The sequence below is a fragment of the Burkholderia sp. HAN2018 genome (assembly GCF_024704855.1).
In the GTDB taxonomy this organism is placed as follows: domain Bacteria; phylum Pseudomonadota; class Gammaproteobacteria; order Burkholderiales; family Burkholderiaceae; genus Burkholderia; species Burkholderia cepacia.
This window is the reverse complement of record NZ_QOBB01000092.1, coordinates 1-26,922: the sequence shown is the minus strand read 5'-3', so window position 1 is coordinate 26,922 and position 26,922 is coordinate 1. Positions and strand designations below refer to the sequence as shown.

Genomic DNA, 26,922 nt, shown 5'->3' with positions numbered 1-26,922 from the left:
TGCCGCGACCGCGGCGTCCGCGTCGGCAAGCGTCGCCGCGGCGGCGCGCGACGCCACCCGTCCCGTCGCCGGATCGATCCGGTCGAAGGTCCCGCCGTCCGACGCGCCGCGCGACACGCCGTCGATCAACAAACTCACTTCGTGCATTTCCGTGTCTCCACTCGGATCCGGTTGCGTGCGGCGGCGCGCGTCAGCGCTTGTACGCCTGCAGGCCCGGCTTGATGCTCTTGTCGTCGAGGAACTGCTTGAGGCCCTGCTCGCGCCCGCCTTCCGGATCGCGGTAGTTCGCCTGGTCGAGCTTCGCGTACAGGTAGTCCTCGTTCTGCTCCCAGGTCAGCTCGCGGCAACGCTTGAAGCCGTGCTTCGCGTTACGGATCACGACCGGGTTCTTGTCGAGCAGCTTCGCGGCCAGCGTGCGCACCTCGTCGCGCAGCTGCGCGCGCGGCACGCTCTTGTTGACGAGCCCCATCTGCGCGGCCTGCGGGCCGGTGAAGGTGTCGCCGGTCATGATGTAGTAGAGCGCCTGGCGATGGCCCACGGTGTCGGCCATCGCCTTGCTGACGAGGTTGCCCGGCGGGATGCCCCAGTTGATTTCCGACAGGCCGAACACCGCTTCGTCGGCCGCGATCGCGAGGTCGCACGCGACGAGCGGCGAGAAGCCGCCGCCGAAGCACCAGCCGTTGACCATCGCGATCGTCGGCTTCGCATACATGCGCAGCAATTGCCACTGCCAGCGGCTCGCGTCGCGGCGAATCTTTTCCTGCAGGATTTCCGGGCCCGCGTCGACTTCGCGGAAATATTCCTTCAGGTCCATCCCGGCCGTCCAGGCGTCGCCCTCGCCGGTCAGCACGAGCACCTGCGCCTCGGCATCGAGTTCGATCGCCTCCAGCACGTCGATCATCTCCGCGTTCAGCGTCGGGCTCATCGCGTTGCGCTTGTCCGGACGGTTCAGCGTCACCCATGCGATCCCGCCCTCGACCTCGACCTTCACCGTTTTCCAGCGCCCTTCGTAACCCATTTTCGTTCTCCAATGACGATGCCGCCCTGTGCGACTCGCGACCAATTTACTATCAGGTAACCTGATATGTAAAGTAGAATGGAAGCGGCTCCGGACAAACCCCTAAACGGGCCCGGACAGCCGATTTCGCGCCGTGCCGGCCGACGCATCACGACATGAGGAGACACGCTTGGACATCGACAACCTGATCGCCATCGACACGCACGTGCACGCGGAAGTGTCGTGCTGCCAGCCGCCGGACCTGTTCGCGAAGGCATTCGACGACGCGGCCGACAAGTACTTCGGCACCGTGCTGAAGCAGGGCCGTCGGCCGACCATTCCGGAGACGATCGCGCATTACCGCGAGCGCCGGATCGGCTTCGTGATGTTCACCGTCGACTGCGAGACGAACATCGGCCGGCGGCGCATTCCGAACGAGGAAATCGCGCAATTCGCGCAGGACAACGCCGACGTGATGATCGCGTTCGCGAGCATCGACCCGCACAAGGGCCGCTTCGGCGCGCGCGAGGCGCGCCGCCTGATCGACGAGCACGGCGTGAAGGGCTTCAAGTTCCACCCGACGATGCAGGGATGCTTCCCGAACGACAGGCTCGCCTATCCGATCTACGAGGTGATCGCGGAATACGGGTTGCCGGCCGTCTTCCACAGCGGGCATTCGGGGATGGGGTCGGGGATGCGCGGCGGCGGCGGGCTGCGTCTGAAGTATTCCGAACCGATTCACCTCGACGACGTCGCGGCCGACTTCCCGGACATGAAGATCGTGATCGCGCATCCTTCATGGCCGTGGCAGGAGCAGGCGCTGTCGATCGCGCTGCACAAGCCGAACGTCTACATCGACCTGTCGGGATGGTCGCCGAAGTACTTCTCGCCCGAGCTGGTGAAATACGCGAACACGCTGCTCAGGCACAAGGTGCTGTTCGCGTCCGATTTTCCGCTGATCCGGCCGGACCGCTGGCTCGAGGATTTTCAGGGCGCCGGGTTCCGGCCCGACGTGCATTCGCTGATTCTGAAAGACAACGCGATCGCGTTGCTGGGGCTGCAGGCCGCGCAGCAGTCGTGACCCGTCCGGCCGTGACGGCGCCGGCAGCGGGCCGCCGCACGCACCGGCGCGCTCAGTTCGCGGGCTTGCCCGCGAACCGCGCGGTCGGCAGCCCCGCGTAGCGCGTGCGGGCGACGAACACGCCGCCGGCGTCGGCATCGCTCGCCAGCGCGTCGTCGCTCAGCCCGACGCGCGCGCTCGTCACGTACAACCGGCCTTCGCCGTCGAGCGCCACGCAGCTCGGCTGCGCGGTCGGCACTTCGACGCGTTCCGTTTCAACGCCGTCCGGCCCGTAGCGCACCACCCGCCGGCCGCCCCACTGCGCATTCCACAGGCCGCCGTCGCGATCGACCGTCGAGCCGTCCGGGTCGCCGTCCGCATCCGTCAGCCGCGCGAACGATCGCACGTTCGCGACATCGCCGCCCGCGCAGTAATCGCACACGAAAATCTCGCGCACCAGCGAATCGCAGAAATACATCTTCGACCCATCCGGCGAGAACGCGATGCTGTTCGCGATCGCGGCCGGCGGCAACGCGAGCCGCTGCAGCGTGAGATCCGGATTGAGCCGATGGAACCCGCCGACCGCTTGCGGCGGCTCGCTGCCTTCGTCCTTCATCCCGAACACGAATGCGCCGGCCCCATCGCAACGCCCGTCGTTCAGCCGCGTCGGCAGGTCGGGTTCGACGTCGACGATCCGCGTGAACGCACCGCTGCGCAGGTCGAAGAACGCGAGATGCGTCGCGAGCCCGACGAGCAGCACGTCCGGATCGTGCGTCAGCGCGAAGCACGCGAGCCGTTCCGGCATCGGCCACTGCGCGAGGCCCGAGCCGTCCGCGCGGCAGCGCCACAGCCGCGCCCCTTCGATGTCCGTCCAGTACAGCGCGTGCGTCGCGTCGCACCACGTCGCGCCTTCGCCGAGCGTGTTGCGGCTGTCCACGAGCAGCGCCGCCGCGCCCGGATGAATCTGTTGCATGCCGTCTCCCGATGTCTGTCGCCTTCGCAGGCGGCCGCGCGTTCGTCAGGGTCAGATCTTCATCGCGCGCCGCTGGTTGCGACGATACTGGTCGAACAGCACCGCGAGCAACAGAATTCCGCCGCGTATCAGATATTGGTAAAACGTCGGCACGTTCAAGAGGCTCATCGCGTCCTGCACGGAGCCCATGATCAGCACGCCGACCAGCACGCCGGAGATTGTCGCGACGCCGCCCGTCAGCGACACGCCGCCGAGCACGCACGCGGAGATCACGCCGAGCTCGAGGCCGACCGAGGTCTTCGGATCGCCGAGGCTCATCCGCGACGCGAGCATCACGCCGGCGAAGCCGGTCACGAGCCCCTGCAGCACGAACACGGTGATCTTGATGCGCATCACCGGCAGCCCCGCGAGCAGCGCGGCCTCGCCGTTGCCGCCGACGGCCAGCACGTTCTTGCCGAATACCGTCCGGCGCAGCAGGAAGCCGAACACGACGAAGCCGACGATGTTGCTCCAGATCGGATACGAGATGCCGAGGAACGACCCGCCGCCGAGATCGAAGAAGCGTTCCTCGGAGATCATCACCGCGTCGCCGTTCGACGTGATGAACGCGAGCCCGCGCACGACTTCCATCATCGCGAGCGTGACGATCAGCGAGTTGATCCGCCAGCGCGCGATCAGCACGCCGTTGACGAGCCCGACCGCGCCGCCCGCGAGCACGCCGCCGGCGATGCCGAGCACGACGCTGTGCGTCGCGGTGATCAGCGTCGACGCGACGACGCCCGAGAACGCGACGATCGACGCGACCGACAGGTCGACCTCGCCGAGCGCGAGCACGAACATCATCGTCACCGCGATCGAGCCGATCAGCGTGACCGACAGCAGCAGGCCCTGGATGTTGCGCGGCGTGAGGAAGTCCGGCACCGTCAGCGACAGTGTCGCGAACAGCACGAGGAACACCATCACGATGCCGGAGCGGTTGATCAGTTGCCACACGCCGCCGCGCGCTCGCGCGGGCGCGGCCGTGGCCGCGGCATCGGGGGACGGGGAAGTGCGTTGGGGTTGCATTGCCTGGCTCATATCAGTTGCTTTCCGGTTGACTGCAGGCCGCTAGCGCGGCAGCGCGAGCTTGATCAGCGCGTCGGGCGTCGCCTGCGCCTTCGCGACCTCGCCCGCGATCCGTCCTTCCTTCATCACGATGATCCGGTCCGACACGCCGATCACCTCGGCGAGGTCGCTCGACACGAGGATCACCGTACGGCCCGCTTCCGCGAGTTCGTAGAACAGGTTGTAGATTTCCGCGCGCGCGCCGACGTCGATGCCGCGCGTCGGCTCGTCCATCAGGAACACGTCGATGCGCTCGGCCAGCCAGCGCGCGAGCACGACCTTCTGCTGGTTGCCGCCCGACAGCGCGCCGATCGGCGTGTCGCCGTCGCGGGTCTTGATCGCGAGCCGCTCGATATAGCGCTGCGCGAGTTCACGCTCGCGCCGCCCGTCGAGCAGCATGCGCGCCGGGCTGAAATGCCGGCGCGCGCTGATGTTCAGGTTGTCGGCCACCGACGCGATCGCGACGATGCCTTCCTGCTTGCGGTCTTCCGGGCACAGCGCGAGGCCGGCGCGCACCGCGTCGCGCGGGCTCCCGAACGCGACCCGCCGCCCGTTCAGCTCGACGTGCCCCGCGCTCGGGCGCGCGGCGCCGTACAGCAGCTTCATCAGCTCCGAGCGGCCCGCGCCGACCAGCCCGAAGAAGCCGACGATCTCGCCGCGCCGCGCGGTGAACGACACGGGCTCGGACAATCCGGGCCCGACGAGTCCCTTCGCCTCGATCAGCACGTCGCCGGGCGTGCGCGGCCGGTAGCCGTATACGTCCTCGATCGAGCGGCCGACCATGCAGCCGATCAGCCGGTCGCGATCGAGATCGGTCACGGATTCGAACGTCTCGATGCGACGGCCGTCGCGGAACACGGTCACGCGGTCGCACAGTTCATACACTTCCTCCATCCGGTGCGTGACGTAGATGATCGCGCGGCCTTCCGCGCGCAGTGCACGGATGATCCGGAACAGTTGCGCGGTCTCGCGCGCGGACAGCGAGCTCGTCGGTTCGTCGAACGCGATCACGCGCGCGTCGCGCATCAGCGCCTTGCCGATCTCGATCATCTGGCGCTGGCCGATCGACAGATACTTCACCGGAATGCCCGGATCGATGCGCTCGCCGAGCCGCTCCAGCGCATCGAGCGCGCGCACGGCAAGCGCGCGCTCGTCGACCACGCCGAGCCGGCTCGGCAGCTGCCCGAGCATCAGGTTTTCCGCGACCGTCAGCTCGGGCACGAGATGCAGTTCCTGGTAGATGATCGCGATGCCGGCCTCCAGCGCCGCGCGCGTCGACGCGAAGTGCTGCACCGCGCCGTTCAGCGTCAGCGTGCCGGCCTGCGGCTGGTTCACGCCGGACAGCACCTTCAGCAGCGTCGACTTCCCCGCGCCGTTCTCGCCCATCAGCCCGTGCACTTCGCCCGCGCGCACCGACAGCGACACGGCGTCGAGCGCGCGCACGCCCGGGAACGTCACCGTGATGCCGTCGAGCGCGAGCAGCGCCGCCTCCGGCCTCGCCACGCCGGCTGCGCCGGCGGCCGTGCTGCCGGCGGATTCGGTCGTCATCGTCTGCGTCGTCATCGCTTGCTCGCCCCGCACGCTCAGATGCCGAGTTCGGCGCGCACGGCCTGCCAGTTCGCGCGCGTCATCAGCTTGCCGCTCGTCTGCGTGTCGGCCGGCGGCGTCTTGCCGTTGCGAATCCAGTCGACGAGGTTCTGCGTGCTGTCCTTGCCGTGGTTCGTCGAGCTGACGGCGATCGTCCCGTAGAAGCCGGTCGGCTCCTTCTTCTGGAATTCGGCGAACGCCTCGCCGGCACCGTTGATGCCGACACCGATCACGTCGGCGGCCGGAATATGCAGCTGTTCGGTCGCGCGCACCGCGCCGAGCACGGTTTCCTCGTTCAGCGCGTAGACCACCCACTTCTTGATGTTCGGATGCCGCGCGAGCACCGGCGCGGCCGCGCTGAAGCCGCCTTCGTCGTCGGTCGTCTTCTGCGGCGCATCGAAGATGTTCTCCTGGCGGAAGCCGTTCGCGAGCAGCGCCTGCGTCGCGCCGTCGGTACGCAGCTTCGCGGTCGGCAGCTCGTAGTTCGTGATCCGCAGCGCGCCGACTTCCTCGGGTTTCCAGCCGCGTCGCTTCATCTCGTCGGAAATCGCCTGGCCGACCTGGTTGCCGATCTTGGTCGCCGACATCCCGAGGTGCGGCACGTTCGACAGCGGCTTGCCGGTCGAATCGACGAGCTGGTCGTCGACGGTCACGAACTTCATGTTGTAGCGCTTCGCACGCGCGGCGATCGCCGGCCCGAGGCGCACGTCGGGCGCGCAGATCACGAAGCCCTGCGCGCCTTGCGAACCGAGGTTGTCGATCGCGGCCAGCACCTTCTCGCCGTCGGGCGTGCCGATCTTCACGACCGAGAAATTCTCCTTCTGGCCGAGCGCGGACGCCGCGTTCTGCTCGTTGATGAACCAAGCCTGCTCGGGCATCTTCACCAGGAAGCCGATCTTCAGCGGCGCGTCGGCGCGCGCGGCGCCCTGCATGCCGAGCGGCGCGATGCACAGCGCGGCGAGCAGCGCGCGCAGGGTGTGTCGGCGAATCGTTTGGGTCGTGCGGTTCATGCGGTGTCTCCTTGATGTCGGCTTGTGCCGTAATGATTCGTCGTGCGCGATCGCGCCGCGGCGCGCCCGCGTAGTCAGCGTAGTCAGCGTCCGAACGCGTCGGTCTGTACGCGCCGGCCAAACAGGAACGCATCGGCGACGAGCCGCAGCGGCCGCACGTCGACGTCGCTTTCACCCCGCGCGATCAGCGCATGGAAGTGCGCATACAGCGCCGGATACTCGCGTTCTGGCCCGATCTCGACCGGCTCGCCCGCGATCGACAGTTGCGCGCCGCCGCGGCTGATCGCGAGCACGCCGTCGGCCGTATCGACCGCGATTTCCCATTGCTCGACCGGGCCGTGCCGCCAGTCGAATTCCGCGCGCACGGGCACGCCATCGGTATCCGTGCAATCGAGTTCGGCGGCGATCGGCGTCTGCACGTCGCTCGGCACGATGAGCGTCGCCTCGCGCAGCACGAGCTCGCGCGGCAGGATCCGCGTGACGATCGACAGCGCGTTGATGCCCGGATCGAACACGCCGAGGCCGCCCGGTTCCCAGATCCATTGCTGCCCCGGGTGCCAGCGCCGCACGTCCTCCTTCCAGCGCACCTGCACCGCGCGGATCGTGCGGGTCGCGAGCCACGCGCGCGCGGGCTCCACCGCGCTCGCGCAGCGCGAATGCCACGTGGCGAACAACGTGAGCCCGCGCTCGCGCGCGAGCGCCTCCAGCACGGCCACTTCGCCGAGCGTCGCGCCCGGCGGCTTCTCGAGCATCACGTGCTTGCCGGCCTCGAGCGCGGCGCGCGCCTGCGCGTAGCGCACCTGCGGCGGCGCGCACAGCGACACGGCGTCGAGCTCGCGCTCGGTGGCCAGCAGCGCGCGCAGGTCGCGATAGTTGCGCACGCCGGCGACTTCCGCATGGCGGCTCGCGCACGCGGTCAGCTTGAAGCCCGGTTCGGCGTCGATCGCCGGCAGATGCTGGTCGCGCGCGATCTTGCCGACGCCGACGATACCCAGCGAAACCTGATCACTCATCGTGCATGCCTCCTTCGCGAATCGTTCGGTGGTCGTTCAGTGCGCCCAGCGCAGCACGAGCGGATCGAGCCGGCGCGCGATCGCGAGCAGTTCCGCGCGCGTGTCCGGATGCAGTTCCGGCATCGGATGCCGTGGCCGCTCGCACGCGATCACGCCGCCTTCGCGCATCAGCGCCTTCGCGGTGAGGATCCCGGACTGGCGGTTCTCGTGATTGATCAGCGGCAGCCACGCCTGATAGCGCTCGAAAGCGTCGTCGTGGCGCCCTTCGCGCCAGGCTTCGAGAATCGGGCGGATGCCGTCCGGAAACCCGCCGCCCGTCATCGCGCCGGTCGCGCCGGCATGGAGGTCGGCGAGCAGCGTGATCGCCTCCTCGCCGTCCCACGGCCCCTCGATCGCGTCGCCGCCGAGCCGGATCAGTTCGCGCAGCTTGTTCGCCGCCCCGGGCGTCTCGATCTTGAAGTACGCGACCTGCTCGATCTCGCGCGCCATCCGTGCGAGGAACGGGGCGGACAGCACCGTGCCGCTCGCGGGCGCATCCTGGATCATGATCGGGATGTCGATCGCGTCCGACACGCGCGCAAAGAAATCGAAGATCTGCGCTTCCGGCACGCGGAACGTCGCGCCGTGATAAGGCGGCATCGCCATCACCATCGCCGCGCCGAGCTGCTGCGCGCGCAGGCTGCGCGCCGCGCACACCTGCGTGCCGTAGTGCGACGTCGTGACGATCACCGGCACGCGGCCCGCGACGTGTTCGAGGATCGTGCGCGTGAGCACGTCGCGTTCGTCGTCGGTGATCGCGAACTGCTCGGAGAAATTCGCGAGGATGCACAGCCCGTCGGAACCCGCGTCGATCATGAAATCGACCGCGCGTTTCTGACTCGCGAGGTCGAGCTCGCCGGTGTCGGTGAAGGTCGTCGGGACGACGGGGAAGATGCCGCGATAGCGCGGCGTGCTGCTCGATGTCATGGTTCGCGTCCTGCTTCGGCGTCGGTGGCGACCGCCGTCATGCGTTCACGGTTTCACGAAGCGGGCCCGGGCGGGCCCGCAACCGGCTGCGGCGCGCGTTTGTGGCACTTCTCGCGCCGCCTGCCGCTCAATGCGAATGGCTCGGCACGTCCGCGCCGCGCGTGCCGACCAGGAAGTCGAGGTCGCACCCCTCGTCGGCCTGCAGCACGTGATCGATGTACAGCCGTGTGTAGCCGCCCTTGCCGAGCTGCCCGGCCACGCCCGGCGCCGCGGTCGGATCGACGTCCGACAGGCGGCGCTGCAGTTCGTCATCCGGAATGTCGAGATGCAGCGTGCCGGCCTCGCAGTCGAGCTCGATCCAGTCGCCGTTGCGCACGGCCGCGAGCGGCCCGCCGGCGGCGGCCTCCGGCGCCACATGCAGCACGACCGTGCCGTACGCGGTGCCGCTCATCCGCGCGTCGGAAATCCGCACCATGTCCTTCACGCCCTGGCGCAGCAGCTTCGGCGGCAGCCCCATGTTGCCAACCTCGGCCATCCCCGGATAACCGCGCGGCCCGCAGTTCTTCAGCACGAGCACCGAGCTGGCGTCGACGTCGAGCGCCTCGTCGTTGATCGTCGCCTTGTAGTGGTCGAGGTTCTCGAACACGACCGCGCGGCCGCGATGCTTCAGCAGCTCGGGGCTCGCCGCCGACGGCTTCAGCACCGCGCCGCGCGGCGCGAGATTGCCGCGCAGGATGCAAATGCCGCCGTCCGCGATCAGCGGCCGGTCGAGCGGGCGGATCACTTCGTCGTCGTAGTTCGGCGCTTCGCGCACGTTGTCCCACAGCGACTTGCCGTTCACCGTCAGCGCGTCCGGGTGCGGCAGCAGCCCGCCTTCGCCGAGCCGGCGCAGCACGGCCGGCAGCCCGCCCGCGTAATAGAACTCTTCCATCAGGAAGCGCCCCGACGGCATCAGGTCGACGATCGTCGGCGTGTCGCGGCCGATGCGCATCCAGTCCTCCAGTTCGAGCGGCACGCCGATGCGGCCCGCGATCGCCTTCAGGTGGATCACCGCATTCGTCGAGCCGCCGATCGCCGCATTCGCGCGGATCGCGTTCTCGAACGCCGCGCGCGTGAGGACCTTCGACAGCACCAACCCTTCGAGCGCCATCTCGACGATGCGGATGCCGGACATGTGCGCGAGCACGTAGCGGCGCGAATCGACGGCCGGGATCGCCGCGTTGTGCGGCAGCGCGACGCCGAGCGCCTCGGCCATGCACGCCATCGTCGACGCGGTGCCCATCGTGTTGCAGGTGCCCGCCGAGCGCGACATCCCGGCTTCGGCCGACAGGAAGTGATGCAGGTCGATCTCGCCGGCCTTCAGTGATTCATGCAGCTGCCACACGGCCGTGCCGGAGCCAATGTTCCTGCCTTCGAGCTTGCCGTTCAGCATCGGCCCGCCCGACACAACGATCGCCGGCACGTCGCAACTCGCCGCGCCCATCAGCAGCGCGGGTGTCGTCTTGTCGCAGCCGGCGAGCAGCACGACCGCGTCGATCGGGTTGCCGCGGATCGCCTCCTCGACGTCCATCGACGCGAGGTTGCGCGTGAGCATCGCCGACGGGCGCAGGTTCGATTCGCCGTTCGAGAACACCGGGAACTCGACCGGGAAGCCGCCCGCTTCGAAGATCCCGCGCTTCACGTGCTCGGCGAGCTTGCGGAAGTGCGCGTTGCACGGCGTCAGTTCGGACCACGTGTTGCAGATGCCGATGATCGGACGGCCATCGAACTCGTGATCGGGAATGCCCTGATTCTTCATCCAGCTCCGGTACATGAAGCCGTTCTTGTCGTTCGTGCCGAACCATTGGGCGGAGCGCAGCCTGGGTTTTGTTGCCGACATCGTCAGTCCTGTGGTGACGGGATACCGGCGCAGTCTAGGCAGAATTTTGATAACTGGCTAATGACGTTTTTGGCGATTACGATATCGATTTCGATATTGATATAAACCCGTACGATGCCCGAAGCCAGCCCGTGGGGAAACCGTGGCCGCCTGAAGACACGCCAGCTTCTGCTGGTCGTCGCGCTTGCCGACGAAGGCAGCATTCACCGCGCGGCGGCCGCGCTGAACATGACGCAGCCGGCCGCGTCGAAGCTGCTGCGCGAACTCGAGGAATCGATCGGCGCGGTGCTGTTCGAACGCCTGCCGCGCGGGATGCGGCCGACGCTGTACGGCGACGCGCTGATCCGTCACGCGCGCGCGGCGCTCGGCAGCCTCGACCAGGCGCACGAGGAACTGGCCGCGCTGAAGGCCGGCCATCTCGGCCACGTGGCGGTGGGGGCGATCACGTCGCCGGGCTTGCGGCTCGTGCCGCCGGCGGTGGCCGCGGTGAAGGGCACGCATGCGGGCCTGCACGTATCGGTCGAGATCGACACCAGCAACGTGCTGCTCGAACATCTCGCGCAGGACAAGATCGACATCGTGGTCGGCCGGCTTTCCGCCGAACACGACAAGCTGCGGCTGCGCTACGAGCCGCTGACCGGCGAGTCGGTGGCGGCCGTCGTGCGGACCGGCCATCCGCTGCTCGCGCAGGCGCCGCTGGCGCTCGCGGACGTGCAGCGCGCCGCGTGGGTCGTGCCGCCGGCCGGCAGCGTGCTGCGCCATCGCTTCGAGCTCGTGTTCCAGCGCGCGAGCCTCGCGCCGCCGGCGAACCTCGTCGAGACGTCCGCGCTGCTGTTCATCACGCAACTGCTCGAACAGAGCGACATGATCGCGGTGCTGGCCGAGGACGTCGCGCGCTACTACGCGCGGCACGGGATCGTCACGGTGCTGCCGCTGGAGATGGATTGCCGGATGGACGATTTCGGGATCATCACGCGCACCGACCGGCTGCATTCGCCGGCCGTCGCGGTGATGGTGGATGCGATTCGGGTGGCGGCGCGGGGGGTTTATGGCGTCGTGCCGTAACGGCGCGGCTTCATCGGCGCTCCCGGAGCACGTGCGCGCCGGCTGACGCGCGCGTGGCCCGGGTCGAGCGTCACACCCAGGGCGGCGCGATCCCTTCGGTCTGCAGCGCCCGCTGGATCGCCGGGCGCGCGAGCACCCGCTGCAGATAGCCGCCGAGTACCGGGCGCTGTCGCGCCGGTTCGGCAAAGCCGCGGGTCCAGCGGCACAGCATCAGCGCATATGGATCGAGCACCGAGTAATGCGCGCCGAGCAGCCAGGGGCCGCCGCTCGTTTCCAGTTGACGGTCGAGCTGATCGAGCAGCGCCGCGATTTTCGCCTCCGCATGCGCCTTCACCTGCGCGGCGCCAGCCGAGTTGCCCACGTCGACCCAGCGCTCCGGATAGAAATACGCGATCAATGTCGCCTGGAGCGTGTTGGTGAGCCACATCAGCCATTTGTAGCACTGCGCCCGTTCCGGGGTGCCGAGTTCGGGCGCCAGCCGCTTCTCGGGATGCGTATCGGCGAGATGCAGGCAAATGGCCGCGGCCTCGTACAGCACCAGGTCGCCGTCGATCAGTACCGGAATGAGCCCGTTCGGATTGAGCGCGAGGTAGTCCGGCGACTTGTGTCGATCGTGCGTGCGGTCGACGTATTCAAGCTCGAACGGCTGGCCGATTTCCTCGAGCACAAAGTGCGGCGCCATGCTGGCGTTGCCGGGGTAGTAGAAAAGCTTCATCGTCGATTTCGTCCGGCGGGTGTCGGCGTCACGCTGCGGCGAATTCGATCGTGGGTTCGCAGCGGATCGGAAAATTGACCGAGTTCGCGATATAGCACTTCGCGTGCGCATCATGATGCAGATGTTCCGCCCGCTCGCGATCGTCGCCGGCCTGGATCGTCACGTGCGGGCGCAGCACGATTTCCGTGAAGCGGCCCGGCTCGTCACGGTCGACCATCGTGCCTTCCGCGTCGTCGACATAAGCGAGCACGCGAATGCCCGCTTCGGAGCACAGGTGCAGGTACCAGAGCTTGTGGCACGCCGATGCCGACGCCAGCAACAGGTCTTCGGGGTTCCAGCGCGACGCGTCGCCCCGAAACGCCGGGTCCGATGAACCGGGAATATCCGGCTTGGAACCGGCCCGGATCACGTGATCGCGGCCGTATTCGCGATACCCCGACGTGCCGGTGCCGCGATTGCCCGTCCACGCGACTGCGACGCGATACTTGTGTTCACCAGATGCCATCTCGCTCTCCATTGATGTGGGTTGCTTCGACCGGGCAGGATTTCGTCGTACGGGGCCCGCCTGCGTTCGCCATTTTGGCACCGGATTTTCGTTTGGTATACCATTATTCCAAATTGACGGAACACACAGGCATGGAAGCCAAACTCGATTCCACGGCGGACGCGGTCGCCGCCTCGTTGCGCGACATGATCATCAACGGCGAGTTCGAAGCGGGCGAACGGCTCGTCGAGCGCGACCTCGCCAACCGGTTCGGCATCAGCCGGATTCCGATGCGCGAGGCGATCCAGCGCCTGGAGCGCGAAGGGTTGCTGGACATCTTCAGGAATCGCGGCGCCGTCGTGCGCATGCTGGGCGCATCGGACGTGCAGGAAATCTACGACCTGCGCGTGCTGCTCGAAGGCGACGCGATCTACCGAAGCGTGAAGCGGCTCGACGACGAGACGCTCGCGCGTGCCGAACTCGTCCATCGCCTGCTCGGCGATACGGCCGTGCCGCGCCGGCAGGGCGAACTGAACCGCGAATTCCATGCGTTGCTGTATTCGTGCTGCGGCAACGCACGGCAATTGCAAACGATCGCGGAGCTGCGCAGCCAGGTCGAACGGTACGAGCGCCTGCAGGCCACGCTGCTCGCCGATACGCCGTCGTTCCAGGTCGAGCACGAGGAGATCCTGCAGGCGTGCCGCGAGCGCAATGCGCGTGCCGCTCGGTCGATGACGGTCGCGCATCTCGAATCGGCCAGGCGCATCGTGATGGGGCTCGTCGAAGGCGACTGAAACCGGCGCTGCGTGTGCCGCCTGCTGCGCCGCGCGCGGGCCGGGCCGGTCTTGTCGCGCCCTGTCGGGTCGCGCCGATCGCGGCGGCAACCTCCATCGCGACATTCAACACATCGATACGTCAAATCGACCGCGTCGCGCTCCCGCCGGGCGCGCGGCCGGTCGTCCCGCGCACCACCAGTTTCGGCAGCGACGCGATCCGCACGCGCGACGCAGCGCTGCTGCGCGCGCCCGCGTCGCGTAGCGCATTGAGCAATTCGACCGCGAGCCCCGCGGCCTCGGCGGTCGGGATCGCAACGGTCGTCAGCGTGGGGCGCGTGTCGCTGGCCAGGTGAATGTCGGTGATCCCGACGATCGACAGATCGTCCGGCACACGCCGGCCGCGATCGGCCGCCGCATGCATCGCCCCGATCGCCGGCAGGTCGTTGGTCGCGACCAGCGCGGTCAGCCGCGGATGCGCGTCGAGCAGTCGCCCCGCCGCGCGCACGCCGCCTTCGATCGAATCGGGTTCCGCCGCGACGATCGACGCATCGAGCCCGGCTTCACGCATCACGTCGACGAAGCCGTCGTAGCGCGCCGCCTGCACGCCGCTCGCCGACCCGCCGACGATCACGCCGATCCGCTCGTGGCCCAGCTCGAGCAAGTGCCGCGTCGCGATCCGCCCCGCCTCCCTAAAATCGATCGCCACGCACGGCAATCCGTCGGGCGGCGCCTCCGGCCGCTCCCACAGGCACAGCACGACCGGCACACCGCGCGCCGCCACGTCGAGCAGATCGGGCAGATGCAGGTTCGCGTTGGTCACGAGAATCCCTTCGGAGATCGTGCCGGCAATCTGGTCGAGATAGGCGCGCCCCTGCAGCGGATCTTCATTCGTATTGCAGACGATCAGGAACTGTCCGTTGCGGCGCACCGCGCGCTCGACCGCCAGCGCGAACTCCGGGTAGAACGGGTTCGCGATGCTCGACACCATCAGCGCGACCGTCGGCGCGCGCCCTTCTGCCAGCGCACGCGCCGCGAGATGCGGCCGATACCCGAGCGCCTCCACGGCTTCCAGCACCCGCGCACGCGTCGCCTCGCCGACCCGGCCGCGCTCGCGCAGCACGTTCGACACGGTCGCGGCCGTCACGCCGGCGCGGCGCGCCACTTCATCCAGGGTTGCCATCGCTTGCTCACTATATGAGACGTCTATCCAGTATTTGCTTCGCTCACCGAAGCGGCGCACTATCGCCGCACACCCTGCCGCCCGACCGACGGGCGCGACTCGGCCGCGATCGCATCGCCTCTTTTTTTGATCGCGATGATTAAGCGCTTAATCAACGACAATGGCGCATTAAAACATGGAGCGGAGACAATGGCGAGCATCTCGATGCGGCGCGTGCAGAAAGCCTACGGCGATCACGCACCGGTCATTCGCGACGTCGATCTGGAGATCGGCGCGCACGAGTTCTGCGTGTTCCTCGGGCCGTCCGGATGCGGCAAGTCGACGTTGCTGCGGATGATCGCCGGGCTCGAGGACCTGAGCGCGGGCGAGCTGTCGATCGACGGCCGCCGCGTCGACGACGTGCCGGCCGCCGAGCGCGGCGTCGCGATGGTGTTCCAGAGCTACGCGCTGTTTCCGCACATGACGGTCTACGAGAACATGGCGTTCGGGCTGAAGCTCGCGCGCGTGCCGAAAGCCGAGATCGACCGGAAAGTGCGCGATGCCGCGCGCATCCTGCAGCTCGACACGCTGCTCGAGCGCAAGCCGAAGGCGCTGTCGGGCGGCCAGCGGCAGCGCGTCGCGATCGGCCGTGCGATCGTGCGCGAGCCCGGCGTGTTCCTGTTCGACGAGCCGCTGTCGAATCTCGACGCCGCGCTGCGCGGCCAGACCCGCATCGAGATCGCGCGGCTGCACCGGCAGTTCGAACGCGCGAGCGTCGTCTACGTGACGCACGACCAGACCGAAGCGATGACGCTCGCCGACAAGATCGTGCTGCTGCACGCCGGCGCCGACACCGCGCAGCACGGCAGCATCGCGCAGGTCGGGGCGCCGCTCGACCTCTACCACCACCCGGCCAGCCGCTTCGTCGCGGGCTTCATCGGCTCGCCGCGGATGAACTTCCTGCCGGCCGTCGTCACGGCGTGCGATGCCCGTCGCACGGCCGTCACGCTCACGCCGTCCGGCGAAACCTTCACGCTGCCGCGCGACGGCTCGGCGCTCGGCGCCGGCGCCGCCGTGACGCTCGGCATTCGCCCCGAACACCTGACGCTCGGCGCCGCGCACGACGCCACGACACTCGCACGCGACGTCGCGCTCGTCGAACGCCTGGGCGAACAGACCTACGTGCACCTCGACCAGCCCGGCGGCCACTCGCTGATCGCGAAGGTGCCCGGCGACGCGCAGGTACGCAGCGGCGAACGCGTGCTCGTGCATGCGCCGGCCGCGGCCTGCCATCTCTTCACCGAAGACGGCCGCGCGGTGCCCGCGTGCGCCGACGTCCACGTTCACCACTACGCATAAGGATCGGGCATGCGCCTCGGAGTCTGTTACTACCCGGAACACTGGCCGGAATCGATGTGGGCCGACGATGCCCGCAGGATGAAAGCGCTCGGCATCGAGCAGGTGCGGATCGCCGAATTCGCGTGGAGCCGTATCGAGCCGTCGCCGGGCGAATACGACTGGGGCTGGCTCGATCGGGCGGTCGACGTGCTCGGCGCGGCCGGTCTCGAGATCGTGATGTGCACGCCGACCGCGACACCGCCGAAATGGCTGGTCGACCGCCATCCGGACATCCTCGCGATCGGCGCCGACGGCCGGCCGCGCGCGTTCGGCTCGCGCCGCCACTACGACTTCTCGTCGCCGACCTATCTCGAGGCGTCGCGCCAGATCTGCACGGCGGTCGCCGAGCGCTACGGCCGGCACCCGGCCGTGCGCTACTGGCAGACCGACAACGAGCTGGGCTGCCACCAGACCGTCGTCAGCTATTCGCCGGCCGCGCTCGTGCGCTTCCGTGCGTGGCTGAAGGCGCGCTACGGCACGATCGACGCGCTGAACCACGCATGGGGAACCGTGTTCTGGAGCATGGAGTATCGCCATTTCGACGAGGTCGATGCGCCCGTCGGCACCGTGACCGAAGCGCACCCGTCGCATCGCCTCGACTATCGGCGCTTCGCGTCGGACGAAGTCGCGCGCTATCACCGGATGCAGGTCGACGTGATCCGCGCGCACTCGCCGGGCCGGCCCGTCGCGCACAACTTCATGCAGCTGTTCACTGAGTTCGACCATTACGAAGTGGCGCGCGACCTCGACGTCGCGACGTGGGACAGCTATCCGCTCGGCGCGCTCGAGGAGCAATGGTTCGCGCCCGACGTGAAGGCGCGCTGGCTGCGCACCGGCCATCCCGATTTCGCGTCGTTCAATCACGACCTCTATCGCGGCATGTCGAAGCTGCCGTTCTGGGTGATGGAGCAGCAGCCGGGCCCCGTGAACTGGGCGCAGTGGAACCCCGCGCCGCTGCCTGGCATGGTGCGCCTGTGGAGCTGGGAGGCGTTCGCGCACGGCGCCGGTTGCGTGTCGTACTTCCGCTGGCGTCAGGCGCCGTTCGCGCAGGAGCAGATGCATGCGGGTCTCAATACGCCGGACAACCGGCTCGACGAAGGCGGCCGCGAGGCGCAGCGCGTCGCGCGCGAGATCGCGGCCATACGCGACGCAGGTGCCGATGCCGACCCGAACGGCGCGGTGCGTGCCCCCGTCGCGCTCGTGTTCGACTACGAAGCGAAGTGGCTGTTCGAAGTGCAGCCGCAAGGCGCCGATTTCCACTACCCGCGATTCGCGTTCGAGTACTACGCGGCGCTGCGTTCGCTCGGCCTCGACGTCGACATCGTTTCCGCGCATGCGCCGCTCGACGGCTACCGGCTCGTCGTCGTGCCGCCGCTGCCGGTCGTCCCGGACGATTTCGCCGCGCGGCTCGCGGCCTCGGGCGCGCACGCCGTGTTCGGGCCGCGCACCGGCTCGAAGACCGTCGACCTGCAGATTCCGCCGACGCTGCCGCCCGGCCCGCTCGCGTCGATCCTGCCGGTGCGCGTATGGCGCGTCGAATCGCTGCGGCCGAACGTGACCGAGCCGATCGACGGCACGCTGTGCGACGGTACGCCGCTCGCGGGCCATGCGCGCCACTGGCGCGACTTCGTCGAGCTTCACGACGACACGCGCAGCGTCGTGCGCGCGCGCTTCGCCGACGGTCACCCGGCCTGCGTGTCGCACGGCACGCTGCACTACTGGACCGCGCCGTTCGACGACGCGACCACCGCCCGGCTGTTCGCCGATGTCGCGGCCGAAGCCGGCCTCACGCCGACGCCGCTCGGCGACGGCGTGCGCGTGAGCCGGCGCGGCGGCCTGACTTACGTTTTCAACTATGGCGACACGCCGCACACGATCGACGCGGTACCGCCGTCGGCGTTCGTGCTCGGCAGTGCGCAAGTCGGGCCGCAAGACGTGGCCGTGTATCGAAGCCGTTCGTAGCACCCCGACACCGGCGCCGCGATGCGCCGGTCACGCACAAGACGACACACAGGAATGGAGACACGCATGACACATCGCCCCCTTCGCTTCGCCGCCCGGCTCGCCACGGCCGCCGCCGTCGCACTGGCATCGCTCGGCACGACGGCGTCCGCCGATGCCGGCACGCTGACGATCAACATCGCGTTCAAGGGCGCCAGCCAGCGCGCGGTCTGGCAGTCGACGCTCGACGCGTTCCACAAGGCGCATCCCGACATCGACGTGAAGGCGACCTTCGTCGACGAGGAAGCGTACAAGGTGCAGCTCCCCGCCTGGCTCACGACCGTCGCGCCGGACGTCGTGAACTGGCACGCCGGCGAGCGGATGGCGTACTACGCGAAGCGCGGGCTGTTCGAGGACCTGAGCGGCGACTGGGCGAAGAACGGCTGGGGCGCGATGTATGCATCGACACGCGACGCATCGTCGTACAACGGCAAGCAGTACGCGGCACCGACCGTCTACTACTCGTGGGGGCTGTTCTACCGCAAGGACCTGTTCCGCAAGGTCGGCATCGCCGACGAGCCGAAGACGTGGGACCAGTTTCTCGACGCGTGCAAGAAGCTGAAGGCGGCCGGCATCACGCCGGTCGCGCTCGGCGGCCGCGACGCGTGGACGCTCGCCGGCTGGTTCGACTATCTCGACCTGCGCCTGAACGGCAACGCGTTCCACCAGCAGCTGATGGCGGGCGACGTGCCGTACACCGACCCGCGCGTGAAGAAGGTCTACACGACGTGGAAGTCGCTGATCGACGCGGGCTACTTCATCGACAACGCGCTGTCCTACGATCTCGACGGCGCCCAGCCGTTCCTGTTCCAGGGCAAGGCCGCGATGATGCTGATGGGCACCTTCATCGCGGCGGGTTTTCCGCCGAACGTGAAGCAGGAAATGGGCTACTACCGCTTCCCGATCATCGACCCGAAGGTGCCGACCGCCGAGGATGGCCCGGTCGAATCGCTGCATATCCCGACGAAGGCGAAGAACAAGGCCGACGCGCACACGTTCCTCGCGTTCGTCGAAACACCCGAGATGGGCGCGAAGCTCGCGGAAGGCCTCGGTTCGCTGTCGGCCAACAGCAAGTCGCCCGAGCCGGCCGATCCGGTCTCGCGCATCGGCTTCCGGATTCTTGCCGACACGAAGGGCGGCGTCGCGCAGTTCTACGACCGCGACATGACGAAGGAAATGGCCGACGAGGGGATGAAGGGGATGCAGCAATTCCTCGCGAATCCGGCGCAGCTCGATACGGTGCTCGCGCAGCTCGAACAGACCCGCAAGCGGATCTACAAGAAGTAACGCCGTGACCCGCAGCGGCGGTGCTCCGCCGCTGCGGCAGTCCCATCGTTCGCTCGTTCAGGAGCCCTGCCGTGTCCAGTCCGATTTCGTCCCGACACCTCGAGCCGCCCGCCGCGCCGCCGGAACCGCCGCACCCTCGCGCGCCCGCCGCGGTTACCGCTGATGCACTACCCTCGCGCCGCCCGTCGCCCGCCGTGCGGCGGCAACGGCGTGCTGCGTGGCTGTTTCTCGCGCCGGCCTGCGCGATGGTTGCCATCTATGTGATCTGGCCGATCCTGTCGACGCTGTGGCTGAGCCTGTACAACTGGGACGGGATGACCGAGCGCACGTTCGTCGGTCTCGCGAACTATGCGGAGCTGCTGCAGGCGCCGACGTTCTACACGGCGCTGCGCAACAACGTGATCTGGCTCGCGCTCTTCATGCTCGCGCCGCCGCTCGGCCTCGCGCTCGCGCTGTACCTGAACCAGGCGGTCGCCGGCATCCGGCTCGTGAAGTCGCTGTTCTTCGCGCCGTTCGTGCTGTCGGGTGTGGTCGTCGGCCTGATCTTCTCGTGGTTCTACGATCCGACGTTCGGGCTGCTCGCGCTGATCGCCGGACACGGCATCCCGGTGCTCGGCGACGCACGCTACGCGACGTTCGGCATCGTGTTCGCCGCGCTGTGGCCGCAAACCGCGTACTGCATGATCCTGTACCTCACCGGCCTCACGTCGCTCAATCCGGAACAGATCGAAGCCGCACGCATGGAAGGCGCGCGCGGCTTCGCGCTGCTGTGGCACGTGGTGCTGCCACAACTGCGGCCGACCACGTTCATGGCGATCGTCGTGACGGTGATCGGTGCGCTGCGCAGCTTCGACCTGATCTCGGTGATGACGAGCGGCGGCCCGTTCGAGAGCTCGACCGTGCTTGCGTATTACATGTACGACCAGGCGATCAAGTACTACCGGCTCGGCTATTCCGCGTCGATCGCGGTCGTGCTGTTCGCGATCATGCTCGTCTACATCGTGTTCCAGTTGCGCCGCCTGCTGCGCAACGAGCAGTGACCAGACCTTCCGGGGATGCCTTCATCATGTTTCCGACACCCGTTGCCCAATGGAAGCCGGTATCGCGCCGGCTGTACAAGCTGTCGCTGCCCGTCGCGCTCGTGATCTGGCTGCTGCCGATGATCGCGGTGTTCGTCACGTCGGTGCGCTCGACCGAGGAACTCGTCGAAGGCCACTACTGGGGCTGGCCGCGGCACTTCTCGATGATCGAGAACTATCGCGATGCGCTGACCACGTCGCCGATGCTGCATTACTTCTGGAACAGCGTGCAGATCACGGTGCCGTCCGTGCTTGGCTCGATCGCGCTCGCGGCGATGGCGGGCTTTGCGCTTGCGACCTACAAGTTTCGCGGGAGCACGGCGCTGTTCGGCACGTTCGTCGCGGGTAATTTCGTGCCGGTGCAGGTGCTGATGATTCCGGTGCGGGACTTGTCGCTGCGGCTCGGCGTGTTCAATACGGTCGAGGCGCTGATTCTGTTTCATGTCGCGTTCCAGACGGGGTTCTGCACGCTGTTCCTGCGCAACTTCATCAAGCAGTTGCCGTTCGAGCTGATCGAGGCGGCGCGGATCGAAGGGGCGGGGGAATGGACGGTGTTCTGGCGGATCGTGTTGCCGTTGATCCGGCCGGCGCTGGCTGCGCTGGCGATTCTTGTGTTTACGTTCGTGTGGAATGACTACTTCTGGGCGCTGTGTCTCACGCAAGGGGACGAGGCTGCGCCGATCACGGCAGGGGTTGCCGCGTTGAAGGGGCAATGGACGACGTCGTGGAACCTCGTGTCGGCCGGGTCGATCCTGGCGGCGTTACCGTCCGTCGCGATGTTCTTCGCGATGCAGAAGCATTTTGTGGCGGGGCTGACGTTCGGGGCGACCAAAGGCTGAACGCGCGCAGCCCTGCGTATTCGTATCTCCCCCCTCCGCATCGAGAGGTTGCCCGCTTCGGCGGGCTTTTTTATCTTCGCGGATCGGGATGGATGTCGCCAAACGATCTGCAAGCGACCGCCAGGTTTCACGACGACGGTCACCTGGTGACTGCGCAAGCGCCCAACAGCAAATGCGGCCTTCGGTGACTCACCCCCCATCCCGGCTTTAATTACGGTGACGCGACGAAATTCTTTATCGATTGTATTTCGAATTTCGCCAAATCATATTCAGCCCACGAAACCGGACATAGCGAAACAGCCGTTTCGAAATTTCTCGTTGCATCCTCCATCTTGCCGGCCATCATATTCGCTTCCCCGATATAAGTCTCGGCTTCACATTGACGCGTCCCAGGAGGCCCGTCATCACCCTTGGCCGCTGCCACCCTGAGTTGGTCGGCATCTATTTTCGACAGGAAGTAATCGATGATCGGGCGAGGCCAGGATTCCTGATTCCGCAAGCTCGAAGATTCGCCGTCCAGGCTCACCCGATCATCCACGCCGTGCCGTTGCGATGCCAGATGCTTCCAGATCAGCATGTATGCAACATCTTCGGAACTACTGTTTTCCCTGTTGTTGTCCAGCCATGCATTGGCTCCACGCAATGCGGCCGCATAATTCTTTGTATAGAAATTCAGCTTTACGTCTTTCAAGACAGCATCCCAATCTCGCGGATCGAGTTGCAGCGCCTTGTTCAAATTTCGGCGGGAGTCGTCATACCTTCCCATCGACATATACACCTGGCCGAGATTCACGTAGGTCGTCGACGCATTTTTATCCGCGGCCAGCGACTCGTTCAATTTGTCGATGGCGACCTGATACAACCCCATATCCGCGAAAGCCATTGCATAACTGTCTTTTGCGTCGATGCTCCCAGGGTCGAGCTCCAACGCCTTTTTCAGGTCCAGGAGAGCATGATCGAAATCCAGCATCAATTTATAAGAACCCGCCCTGTGTACATAGGCGCCCGGATCCGATGGATCAATATTAATTGCCCCCGTAAAGGCGACTACGGATTTTTCATACTTGTTCGACAAGGAGTATCCAAGACCCGCGAACCTGTAAAGATAGGACGCAAGCCTATAATTTTTTCCCTCGTCGCTTATTATTTTCGCCGCAGCCAAGGCATCATCCGCGGAATTTTCCCGCTCGTGGATCTTGTCGTATGCAAGACTTCTCCCTACCAGCGCGTCAAGAAGAAGCGGGTGCAAGTTCAGTGCCGCGGTGTAATAGCTGATGGCTAGCGGGTAATTTCGGGCCTTTTCTGCTGCCTGCCCACGTTGAGCGAGCGTGACAGCTGTCTGTTGCGCGCTTGTTGAATCGACCGTCGCCGATACGAGCGAGGGGTCGGTGGTTGCCGTTTTGCCAGGCTCGCTAGCCAATACCTCGGTCATCGGGACCGAAATCAACAACATTGCCGAGACAACGGATAGAAGCGATCGATTCATGGGTCGGTTGTAATTATTCAGCGCGTGGGTCAAGCAGCGTACGTGGCATCCGGCGGCGGCGATGATCGACAGAGAATGCCGCCGCCCGCCGGATAGTATCGATTATTACGCGATGGCCGCGAATGGGGGCCCAGCCCGTCTCGGCACAAGCACCGTTGCCGCGCAATCACAGTCGGAGCCCGCTTCTTCGAGGCCCTTGCCGGACTCGACGAAGCTTTGCAGTTCTTGTTCGGCCGGTTCACGCGCAGGCGCCGGCAAGAGCGCGGTTGCTCGACACCGCCGGGCCGTGTCGGACGAGGCGTTGCAGCAGCGGCAGCGCAAAACCCGCCGTTTTGCCCGTGCCGTTTTCGGCCGCGGCCATGACGTACTCGCCACTCGGCACCGCAGGAATCGCCTCGACCCGCACCGTCTCAGGTGTCTGGTAATCGAGGCCCTGCAGATGACGCAGCAGAGGCTCGATCAGGCCAAGCGAGGCAAATGACATGGACGTATTCCGGGCTGAAACCGCAATCCTGGCGATTACGGCGCAGATTGCGCCCCGTCCGCTCCGCCGCGCAGCCGCACATCGACCGCCCCGATATTCTTCTCGTGCGCCACCAGCATCAACGACAGTGCGTGATGCATGTCCCGATCGGCGAGCGTCGGCAGCAGCGTCTGCAGCTTGCGGACCACCCAGCGCTGGCCACGATTCAGGAACGCCATCCGCTCCGCCAGATCGTCGATCGCCATCGCCTTCTCGTAGAACACGCCGGTGGCGCGCGTCGGTTCCGCATCGAGCGACCGGATCGCATCGACGAGCACGCTGCACCAGTGCGCGTCATCCTGGCGAATATGGGCGATCAGCCGATGCAGTTCAGGATCGTCGCTCACCTCGGCGGCCATTTCGGAAGCGACACGCGCGACCGCGCGCTCGGCCTCCAGCAACTCGTCGAGCGTCGCCAGCAGCGCGGCGCGGTCTTCATGCGGAGTCAGGTCGGCGCGGGCGTCGGGCCCGCCGTCATGCGTCGGCATCGACATGCAGCATCCTCCTGTCAGGATCGATGGCGTAATACGTGCGACGGTACACGGCGCGTGTTGCACGAACGTGCAAATCAGGGCGTGCCTCGTGCCAGATACGTCACATCATGATGCAATAACCATTCAAACCGCATCGTCGACGCACGTCGCTTGATGGATGTCATGGCACGAACACACCGGCGCCTGCTCACGTCCACCCTTCAAGCCGCAACGTCGACCGCACGAGCCGCTGCTCCTCCTGCTCGATCTCCCTCAGATATTCGACGCACTGGCGGATATGCTCGCTCGCCGCCTTGCGCGCCTGCTCGGGCAGCCGCCCGGTCACCGCGTTATAGAGCCGCGCATGCTGGCGATCGATCTGCTTCTTCAACGGCTCGCGGTGATAGAGGTTGTTCACCGACGCAAACACCGAGCTCAGCAGCAGATCCGTCAGCGACTGCAACGTATTCACGAGCACCGGGTTATGCGACGCCTCGCAAATCGCGAGATGAAACGCGTGATCGAGCTTCGCGCGCGCGGCCGGGTCGAGATCCTGCGCATCGGCCGCGGTCATCTCGTCGTAGCGACGCTTGATCAGGATGAAATCGGCGGACGTTCCGCGCAGCGCCGCCAGCCGCGCGGCCTCCGTCTCGAGCATCCCGCGCACTTCGAACAGGTCGTACAGCGTGCGCGGCTGCGAGCCGAGCAGGTGCATCATGGGCGAGACTTCGCGCTGCGGGGTCAGGCTCGCGACGAACGAGCCCTTGCCGTGCGTCGTCTCGATGATTCCGCGCGCACGCAGCAACTTCATCCCTTCGCGCACGGCCGTGCGCGACACGCCGAGCTTCTCGGTCAGCCGCCGTTCGGACGGCAACGCCTGCCCGGCCTTCAGCACGCCGTCGACGATCAATTGCTCGATCCGCTCGGCGACGACATCGGCGACATTGCGCGCCGGCGCTTGTCGATCCTGCATTTCCATACTGGTATGACCACTTTGGACGGATGTCGCCGATTTTCTCATAAACCCTTGTCGTGATTGGCTTTTACGTCAAGACCCACCCCGGCTTCACGGCACGCCTCGAAAAACTGGTATGACCACGCCTGCGACGTATGGACACGCACCGGCCGGCCGCCAAGAATGCCGTCCATCCGGCGCGTCGCGCATGCCGCGGCCGCCCGCATGGCGAAGAGAGTGGAGACGGAGACACACGATGAGTTTCACCTACGACGAACGGATCGACGGCCCGCTGGCGACCGTCGGCCGCGACACACTCGTCGCCGCGCTGCACGCGGCGGCGCCCGGCCTCGACGTGCTGCACGAGCGCGAAGCGCTCAAGCCGTTCGAATGCGACGGCCTCGCCGCCTATCGCACGGTACCGCTCGCGGTCGTGCTGCCCGACACGGTCGAGCAGGTGCGCGCGGTGCTGCGCGTCGCCGCCGCGCTCGGCGTGCCGGTGGTCGCGCGCGGCGCGGGAACCGGGCTGTCGGGCGGCGCGATGCCGCTCGAAAAGGGCCTCCTGCTCGTGATGGCGAAGTTCAACCGGATTCTCGACATCGACCCCGATGCCGGCGTCGCGCGCGTGCAGCCCGGCGTGCGCAACCTCGCGATCTCGCAGGCAGCCGCACCGCACGGCCTCTACTACGCGCCCGATCCGTCGTCGCAGATCGCGTGCTCGATCGGCGGCAACGTCGCCGAAAACGCGGGCGGCGTGCACTGCCTGAAATACGGGCTCACGGTGCACAACATCCTGAAGGTCGAGATCCTGACGATCGACGGCGATACGCTCACGCTCGGCACCGACGCGCTCGACGCACCCGGCTTCGACCTGCTCGCATTGTTCACCGGCTCGGAAGGGATGCTCGGCATCGTCACCGAAGTGACCGTGAAGCTGCTGCCGAAGCCGCCGAGCGTGAAGGTGCTGATGGCGAGCTTCGACGACGTCGCCGAAGCCGGTGCCGCCGTCGCACGGATCATCGGCGCGGGCGTGATCCCCGGCGGCCTCGAGATGATGGACAACCTCGCGATCCGCGCGGCCGAGGATTTCATCCACGCGGGCTATCCGGTCGACGCGCAGGCGATCCTGCTGTGCGAACTCGACGGCTCGCCCGCCGACGTCGACGAAGATGCCGAACGCGTCGCCACGCTGCTGCGCGATGCCGGCGCATCGGAGATCCGCGTCGCGCGCGACGAGGCGGAGCGCCAACGCTTCTGGGCCGGTCGCAAGAACGCGTTCCCCGCGGTCGGCCGCATGTCGCCCGACTACTACTGCATGGACGGCACGATCCCGCGCCGCGAGCTGCCGCGCGTTCTCGAAGGAATCGCCGCGCTGTCCGCCGAATACGGGCTGCCGGTCGCGAACGTGTTCCACGCGGGCGACGGCAACATGCACCCGCTGATCCTGTTCGACGCGAACCGCCCCGGCGAACTCGACCGCGCGGAAGCGCTGGGTGGAAAGATCCTCGAGCTGTGCGTCGCGGCGGGCGGCAGCATCACCGGCGAGCACGGCGTCGGGCGCGAGAAGATCAACCAGATGTGCGTGCAGTTCAACGCCGACGAAATCACGTTCTTCCACGCGGTGAAGGCCGCGTTCGATCCGCAGGGCCTGCTCAATCCCGGCAAGAACATCCCGACGCTGCACCGCTGCGCCGAATTCGGCGCGATGCACGTCCATCACGGCAAGCTGCCGTTTCCCGAACTGGAGCGTTTCTGATGCGACGCGAAATCGAATCGATCGACGACAGCGCGGCACTCGTCGCCCAGGTCGACGCGGCGATCCACGACCGTCAGCCGCTGCACATTCGCGGCGCCGGTACCAAGGCGTTCCTCGGGCGCCCCGTCGAAGGCCGCACGCTCGACGTGCGCACGCATCGCGGCGTCGTGTCCTATGACCCGACCGAACTCGTCGTCACCGCGCGCGCGGGCACGCCGCTCGCCGACCTCGAAGCGATGCTCGATTCGGCCGGCCAGATGCTGCCGTGCGAGCCGCCGTCGTTCGGCGGCGCGGCCACGGTCGGCGGCATGGTCGCGGCGGCGCTGTCGGGCCCGCG

23 protein-coding genes and 3 pseudogenes are annotated in these 26,922 nt (G+C 67.1%); 10 read left to right on the top strand and 16 right to left on the bottom strand.

Features of this window, described 5'->3' with window-relative positions; genetic code table 11:
* Both DPV74_RS22270 and DPV74_RS22265 read right to left on the bottom strand, forming a co-directional pair.
* Positions 1-147 (bottom strand): annotated as a pseudogene (locus DPV74_RS22270) (salicylaldehyde dehydrogenase); the annotation flags it as partial.
* A gap of 43 nt (positions 148-190) precedes the next feature.
* Entirely contained in the window at positions 191-1,018 is an 828-nt protein-coding gene (locus tag DPV74_RS22265; RefSeq protein ID WP_119337974.1) for a p-hydroxycinnamoyl CoA hydratase/lyase, read from the bottom strand.
* A 169-nt stretch (positions 1,019-1,187) separates the two neighbouring features.
* Here DPV74_RS22265 and DPV74_RS22260 point away from each other — a divergent pair, with 169 nt between their 5' ends.
* The gene (locus tag DPV74_RS22260; protein WP_119337973.1) at positions 1,188-2,078 is read left to right on the top strand and encodes an amidohydrolase family protein; all 891 of its coding nucleotides are present in this window, start codon (positions 1,188-1,190) and stop codon (positions 2,076-2,078) included.
* Between the two features lie 52 nt (positions 2,079-2,130).
* Here DPV74_RS22260 and DPV74_RS22255 read toward each other — a convergent pair whose 3' ends face one another.
* From DPV74_RS22255 to DPV74_RS22225, 7 genes are all read right to left on the bottom strand, one after another.
* Positions 2,131-3,030, bottom strand: a complete 900-nt coding sequence (locus DPV74_RS22255) for an SMP-30/gluconolactonase/LRE family protein (RefSeq protein WP_119337972.1) — start codon at positions 3,028-3,030, stop codon at positions 2,131-2,133.
* Positions 3,031-3,081: 51 nt separating this feature from the next.
* Positions 3,082-4,107: an L-arabinose ABC transporter permease AraH gene (gene araH, locus DPV74_RS22250; protein ID WP_059693195.1), complete on the bottom strand. Its 1,026-nt coding sequence runs from the start codon at positions 4,105-4,107 to the stop codon at positions 3,082-3,084.
* A 30-nt stretch (positions 4,108-4,137) separates the two neighbouring features.
* A complete protein-coding gene (araG, locus tag DPV74_RS22245; RefSeq protein ID WP_119337971.1) occupies positions 4,138-5,697 on the bottom strand; it encodes an L-arabinose ABC transporter ATP-binding protein AraG in 1,560 nt (519 codons plus the stop codon).
* 20 nt (positions 5,698-5,717) lie between these two features.
* Positions 5,718-6,731, bottom strand: a complete 1,014-nt coding sequence (locus DPV74_RS22240) for an arabinose ABC transporter substrate-binding protein (RefSeq protein WP_027790243.1) — start codon at positions 6,729-6,731, stop codon at positions 5,718-5,720.
* Between the two features lie 83 nt (positions 6,732-6,814).
* A complete protein-coding gene (locus tag DPV74_RS22235; RefSeq protein WP_027790242.1) occupies positions 6,815-7,744 on the bottom strand; it encodes a Gfo/Idh/MocA family protein in 930 nt (309 codons plus the stop codon).
* 36 nt (positions 7,745-7,780) lie between these two features.
* Positions 7,781-8,710 carry a dihydrodipicolinate synthase family protein gene (locus DPV74_RS22230; RefSeq protein ID WP_060083884.1) on the bottom strand — a complete coding sequence of 310 codons (930 nt, stop codon included), beginning with the start codon at positions 8,708-8,710 and terminating at the stop codon, positions 7,781-7,783.
* A gap of 127 nt (positions 8,711-8,837) precedes the next feature.
* Positions 8,838-10,589 (bottom strand): IlvD/Edd family dehydratase, encoded by a 1,752-nt coding sequence (locus DPV74_RS22225; RefSeq protein ID WP_119337970.1) that lies wholly within the window; start codon positions 10,587-10,589, stop codon positions 8,838-8,840.
* A 114-nt stretch (positions 10,590-10,703) separates the two neighbouring features.
* On the opposite strand from DPV74_RS22225, the gene DPV74_RS22220 reads away from it, so the two are divergent.
* The gene (locus DPV74_RS22220; RefSeq protein WP_027790239.1) at positions 10,704-11,654 is read left to right on the top strand and encodes a LysR family transcriptional regulator; all 951 of its coding nucleotides are present in this window, start codon (positions 10,704-10,706) and stop codon (positions 11,652-11,654) included.
* A 70-nt stretch (positions 11,655-11,724) separates the two neighbouring features.
* Here DPV74_RS22220 and DPV74_RS22215 read toward each other — a convergent pair whose 3' ends face one another.
* Positions 11,725-12,369 carry a glutathione S-transferase family protein gene (locus DPV74_RS22215; protein ID WP_059693205.1) on the bottom strand — a complete coding sequence of 215 codons (645 nt, stop codon included), beginning with the start codon at positions 12,367-12,369 and terminating at the stop codon, positions 11,725-11,727.
* A 28-nt stretch (positions 12,370-12,397) separates the two neighbouring features.
* Entirely contained in the window at positions 12,398-12,874 is a 477-nt protein-coding gene (locus DPV74_RS22210) for an OsmC family protein (protein ID WP_027790236.1), read from the bottom strand.
* A gap of 131 nt (positions 12,875-13,005) precedes the next feature.
* Here DPV74_RS22210 and DPV74_RS22205 point away from each other — a divergent pair, with 131 nt between their 5' ends.
* Positions 13,006-13,647, top strand: coding sequence for a GntR family transcriptional regulator (locus tag DPV74_RS22205; RefSeq protein ID WP_119337969.1), 642 nt, complete (start codon positions 13,006-13,008; stop codon positions 13,645-13,647).
* 121 nt (positions 13,648-13,768) lie between these two features.
* On the opposite strand, the gene DPV74_RS22200 is transcribed toward DPV74_RS22205, so the two are convergent.
* A complete protein-coding gene (locus DPV74_RS22200; protein ID WP_119337968.1) occupies positions 13,769-14,809 on the bottom strand; it encodes a LacI family DNA-binding transcriptional regulator in 1,041 nt (346 codons plus the stop codon).
* 189 nt (positions 14,810-14,998) lie between these two features.
* Here DPV74_RS22200 and DPV74_RS22195 point away from each other — a divergent pair, with 189 nt between their 5' ends.
* The 5 genes from DPV74_RS22195 to DPV74_RS22175 all read left to right on the top strand — a co-directional run bounded on the left by DPV74_RS22195 (position 14,999) and on the right by DPV74_RS22175 (position 21,392).
* Positions 14,999-16,147: an ABC transporter ATP-binding protein gene (locus DPV74_RS22195; protein WP_119337967.1), complete on the top strand. Its 1,149-nt coding sequence runs from the start codon at positions 14,999-15,001 to the stop codon at positions 16,145-16,147.
* Positions 16,148-16,156: 9 nt separating this feature from the next.
* Positions 16,157-18,148: a beta-galactosidase gene (locus DPV74_RS22190; RefSeq protein ID WP_119337966.1), complete on the top strand. Its 1,992-nt coding sequence runs from the start codon at positions 16,157-16,159 to the stop codon at positions 18,146-18,148.
* Between the two features lie 66 nt (positions 18,149-18,214).
* Positions 18,215-19,474: an ABC transporter substrate-binding protein gene (locus tag DPV74_RS22185; protein WP_119337976.1), complete on the top strand. Its 1,260-nt coding sequence runs from the start codon at positions 18,215-18,217 to the stop codon at positions 19,472-19,474.
* A 71-nt stretch (positions 19,475-19,545) separates the two neighbouring features.
* A complete protein-coding gene (locus DPV74_RS22180) occupies positions 19,546-20,514 on the top strand; it encodes a carbohydrate ABC transporter permease (RefSeq protein ID WP_119337965.1) in 969 nt (322 codons plus the stop codon).
* A 26-nt stretch (positions 20,515-20,540) separates the two neighbouring features.
* On the top strand, positions 20,541-21,392 hold the full coding sequence (locus DPV74_RS22175; protein WP_027790229.1) for a carbohydrate ABC transporter permease: 852 nt from the start codon (positions 20,541-20,543) through the stop codon (positions 21,390-21,392).
* 211 nt (positions 21,393-21,603) lie between these two features.
* Here the strand turns inward: DPV74_RS22175 and DPV74_RS22170 are convergent, their stop codons facing one another.
* The 4 genes and pseudogenes from DPV74_RS22170 to glcC all read right to left on the bottom strand — a co-directional run bounded on the left by DPV74_RS22170 (position 21,604) and on the right by glcC (position 24,853).
* Entirely contained in the window at positions 21,604-22,878 is a 1,275-nt protein-coding gene (locus DPV74_RS22170) for a tetratricopeptide repeat protein (protein ID WP_119337964.1), read from the bottom strand.
* 186 nt (positions 22,879-23,064) lie between these two features.
* Positions 23,065-23,362 (bottom strand): annotated as a pseudogene (locus tag DPV74_RS22165) (DEAD/DEAH box helicase); the annotation flags it as partial.
* 35 nt (positions 23,363-23,397) lie between these two features.
* Positions 23,398-23,832 (bottom strand): annotated as a pseudogene (locus DPV74_RS22160) (DUF6306 domain-containing protein); the annotation flags it as partial.
* Positions 23,833-24,082: 250 nt separating this feature from the next.
* Positions 24,083-24,853, bottom strand: a complete 771-nt coding sequence (gene glcC / locus DPV74_RS22155) for a transcriptional regulator GlcC (protein WP_027790226.1) — start codon at positions 24,851-24,853, stop codon at positions 24,083-24,085.
* A gap of 232 nt (positions 24,854-25,085) precedes the next feature.
* Between glcC and glcD the strand changes: the two genes are divergently transcribed.
* Positions 25,086-26,585, top strand: coding sequence for a glycolate oxidase subunit GlcD (gene glcD / locus DPV74_RS22150; protein WP_060174084.1), 1,500 nt, complete (start codon positions 25,086-25,088; stop codon positions 26,583-26,585).
* Positions 26,585-26,922 (top strand): FAD-binding protein (locus DPV74_RS22145; protein ID WP_119337975.1); only part of this gene is annotated, 338 nt, incomplete at its 3' end. The genes glcD and DPV74_RS22145, both read left to right, overlap by 1 nt.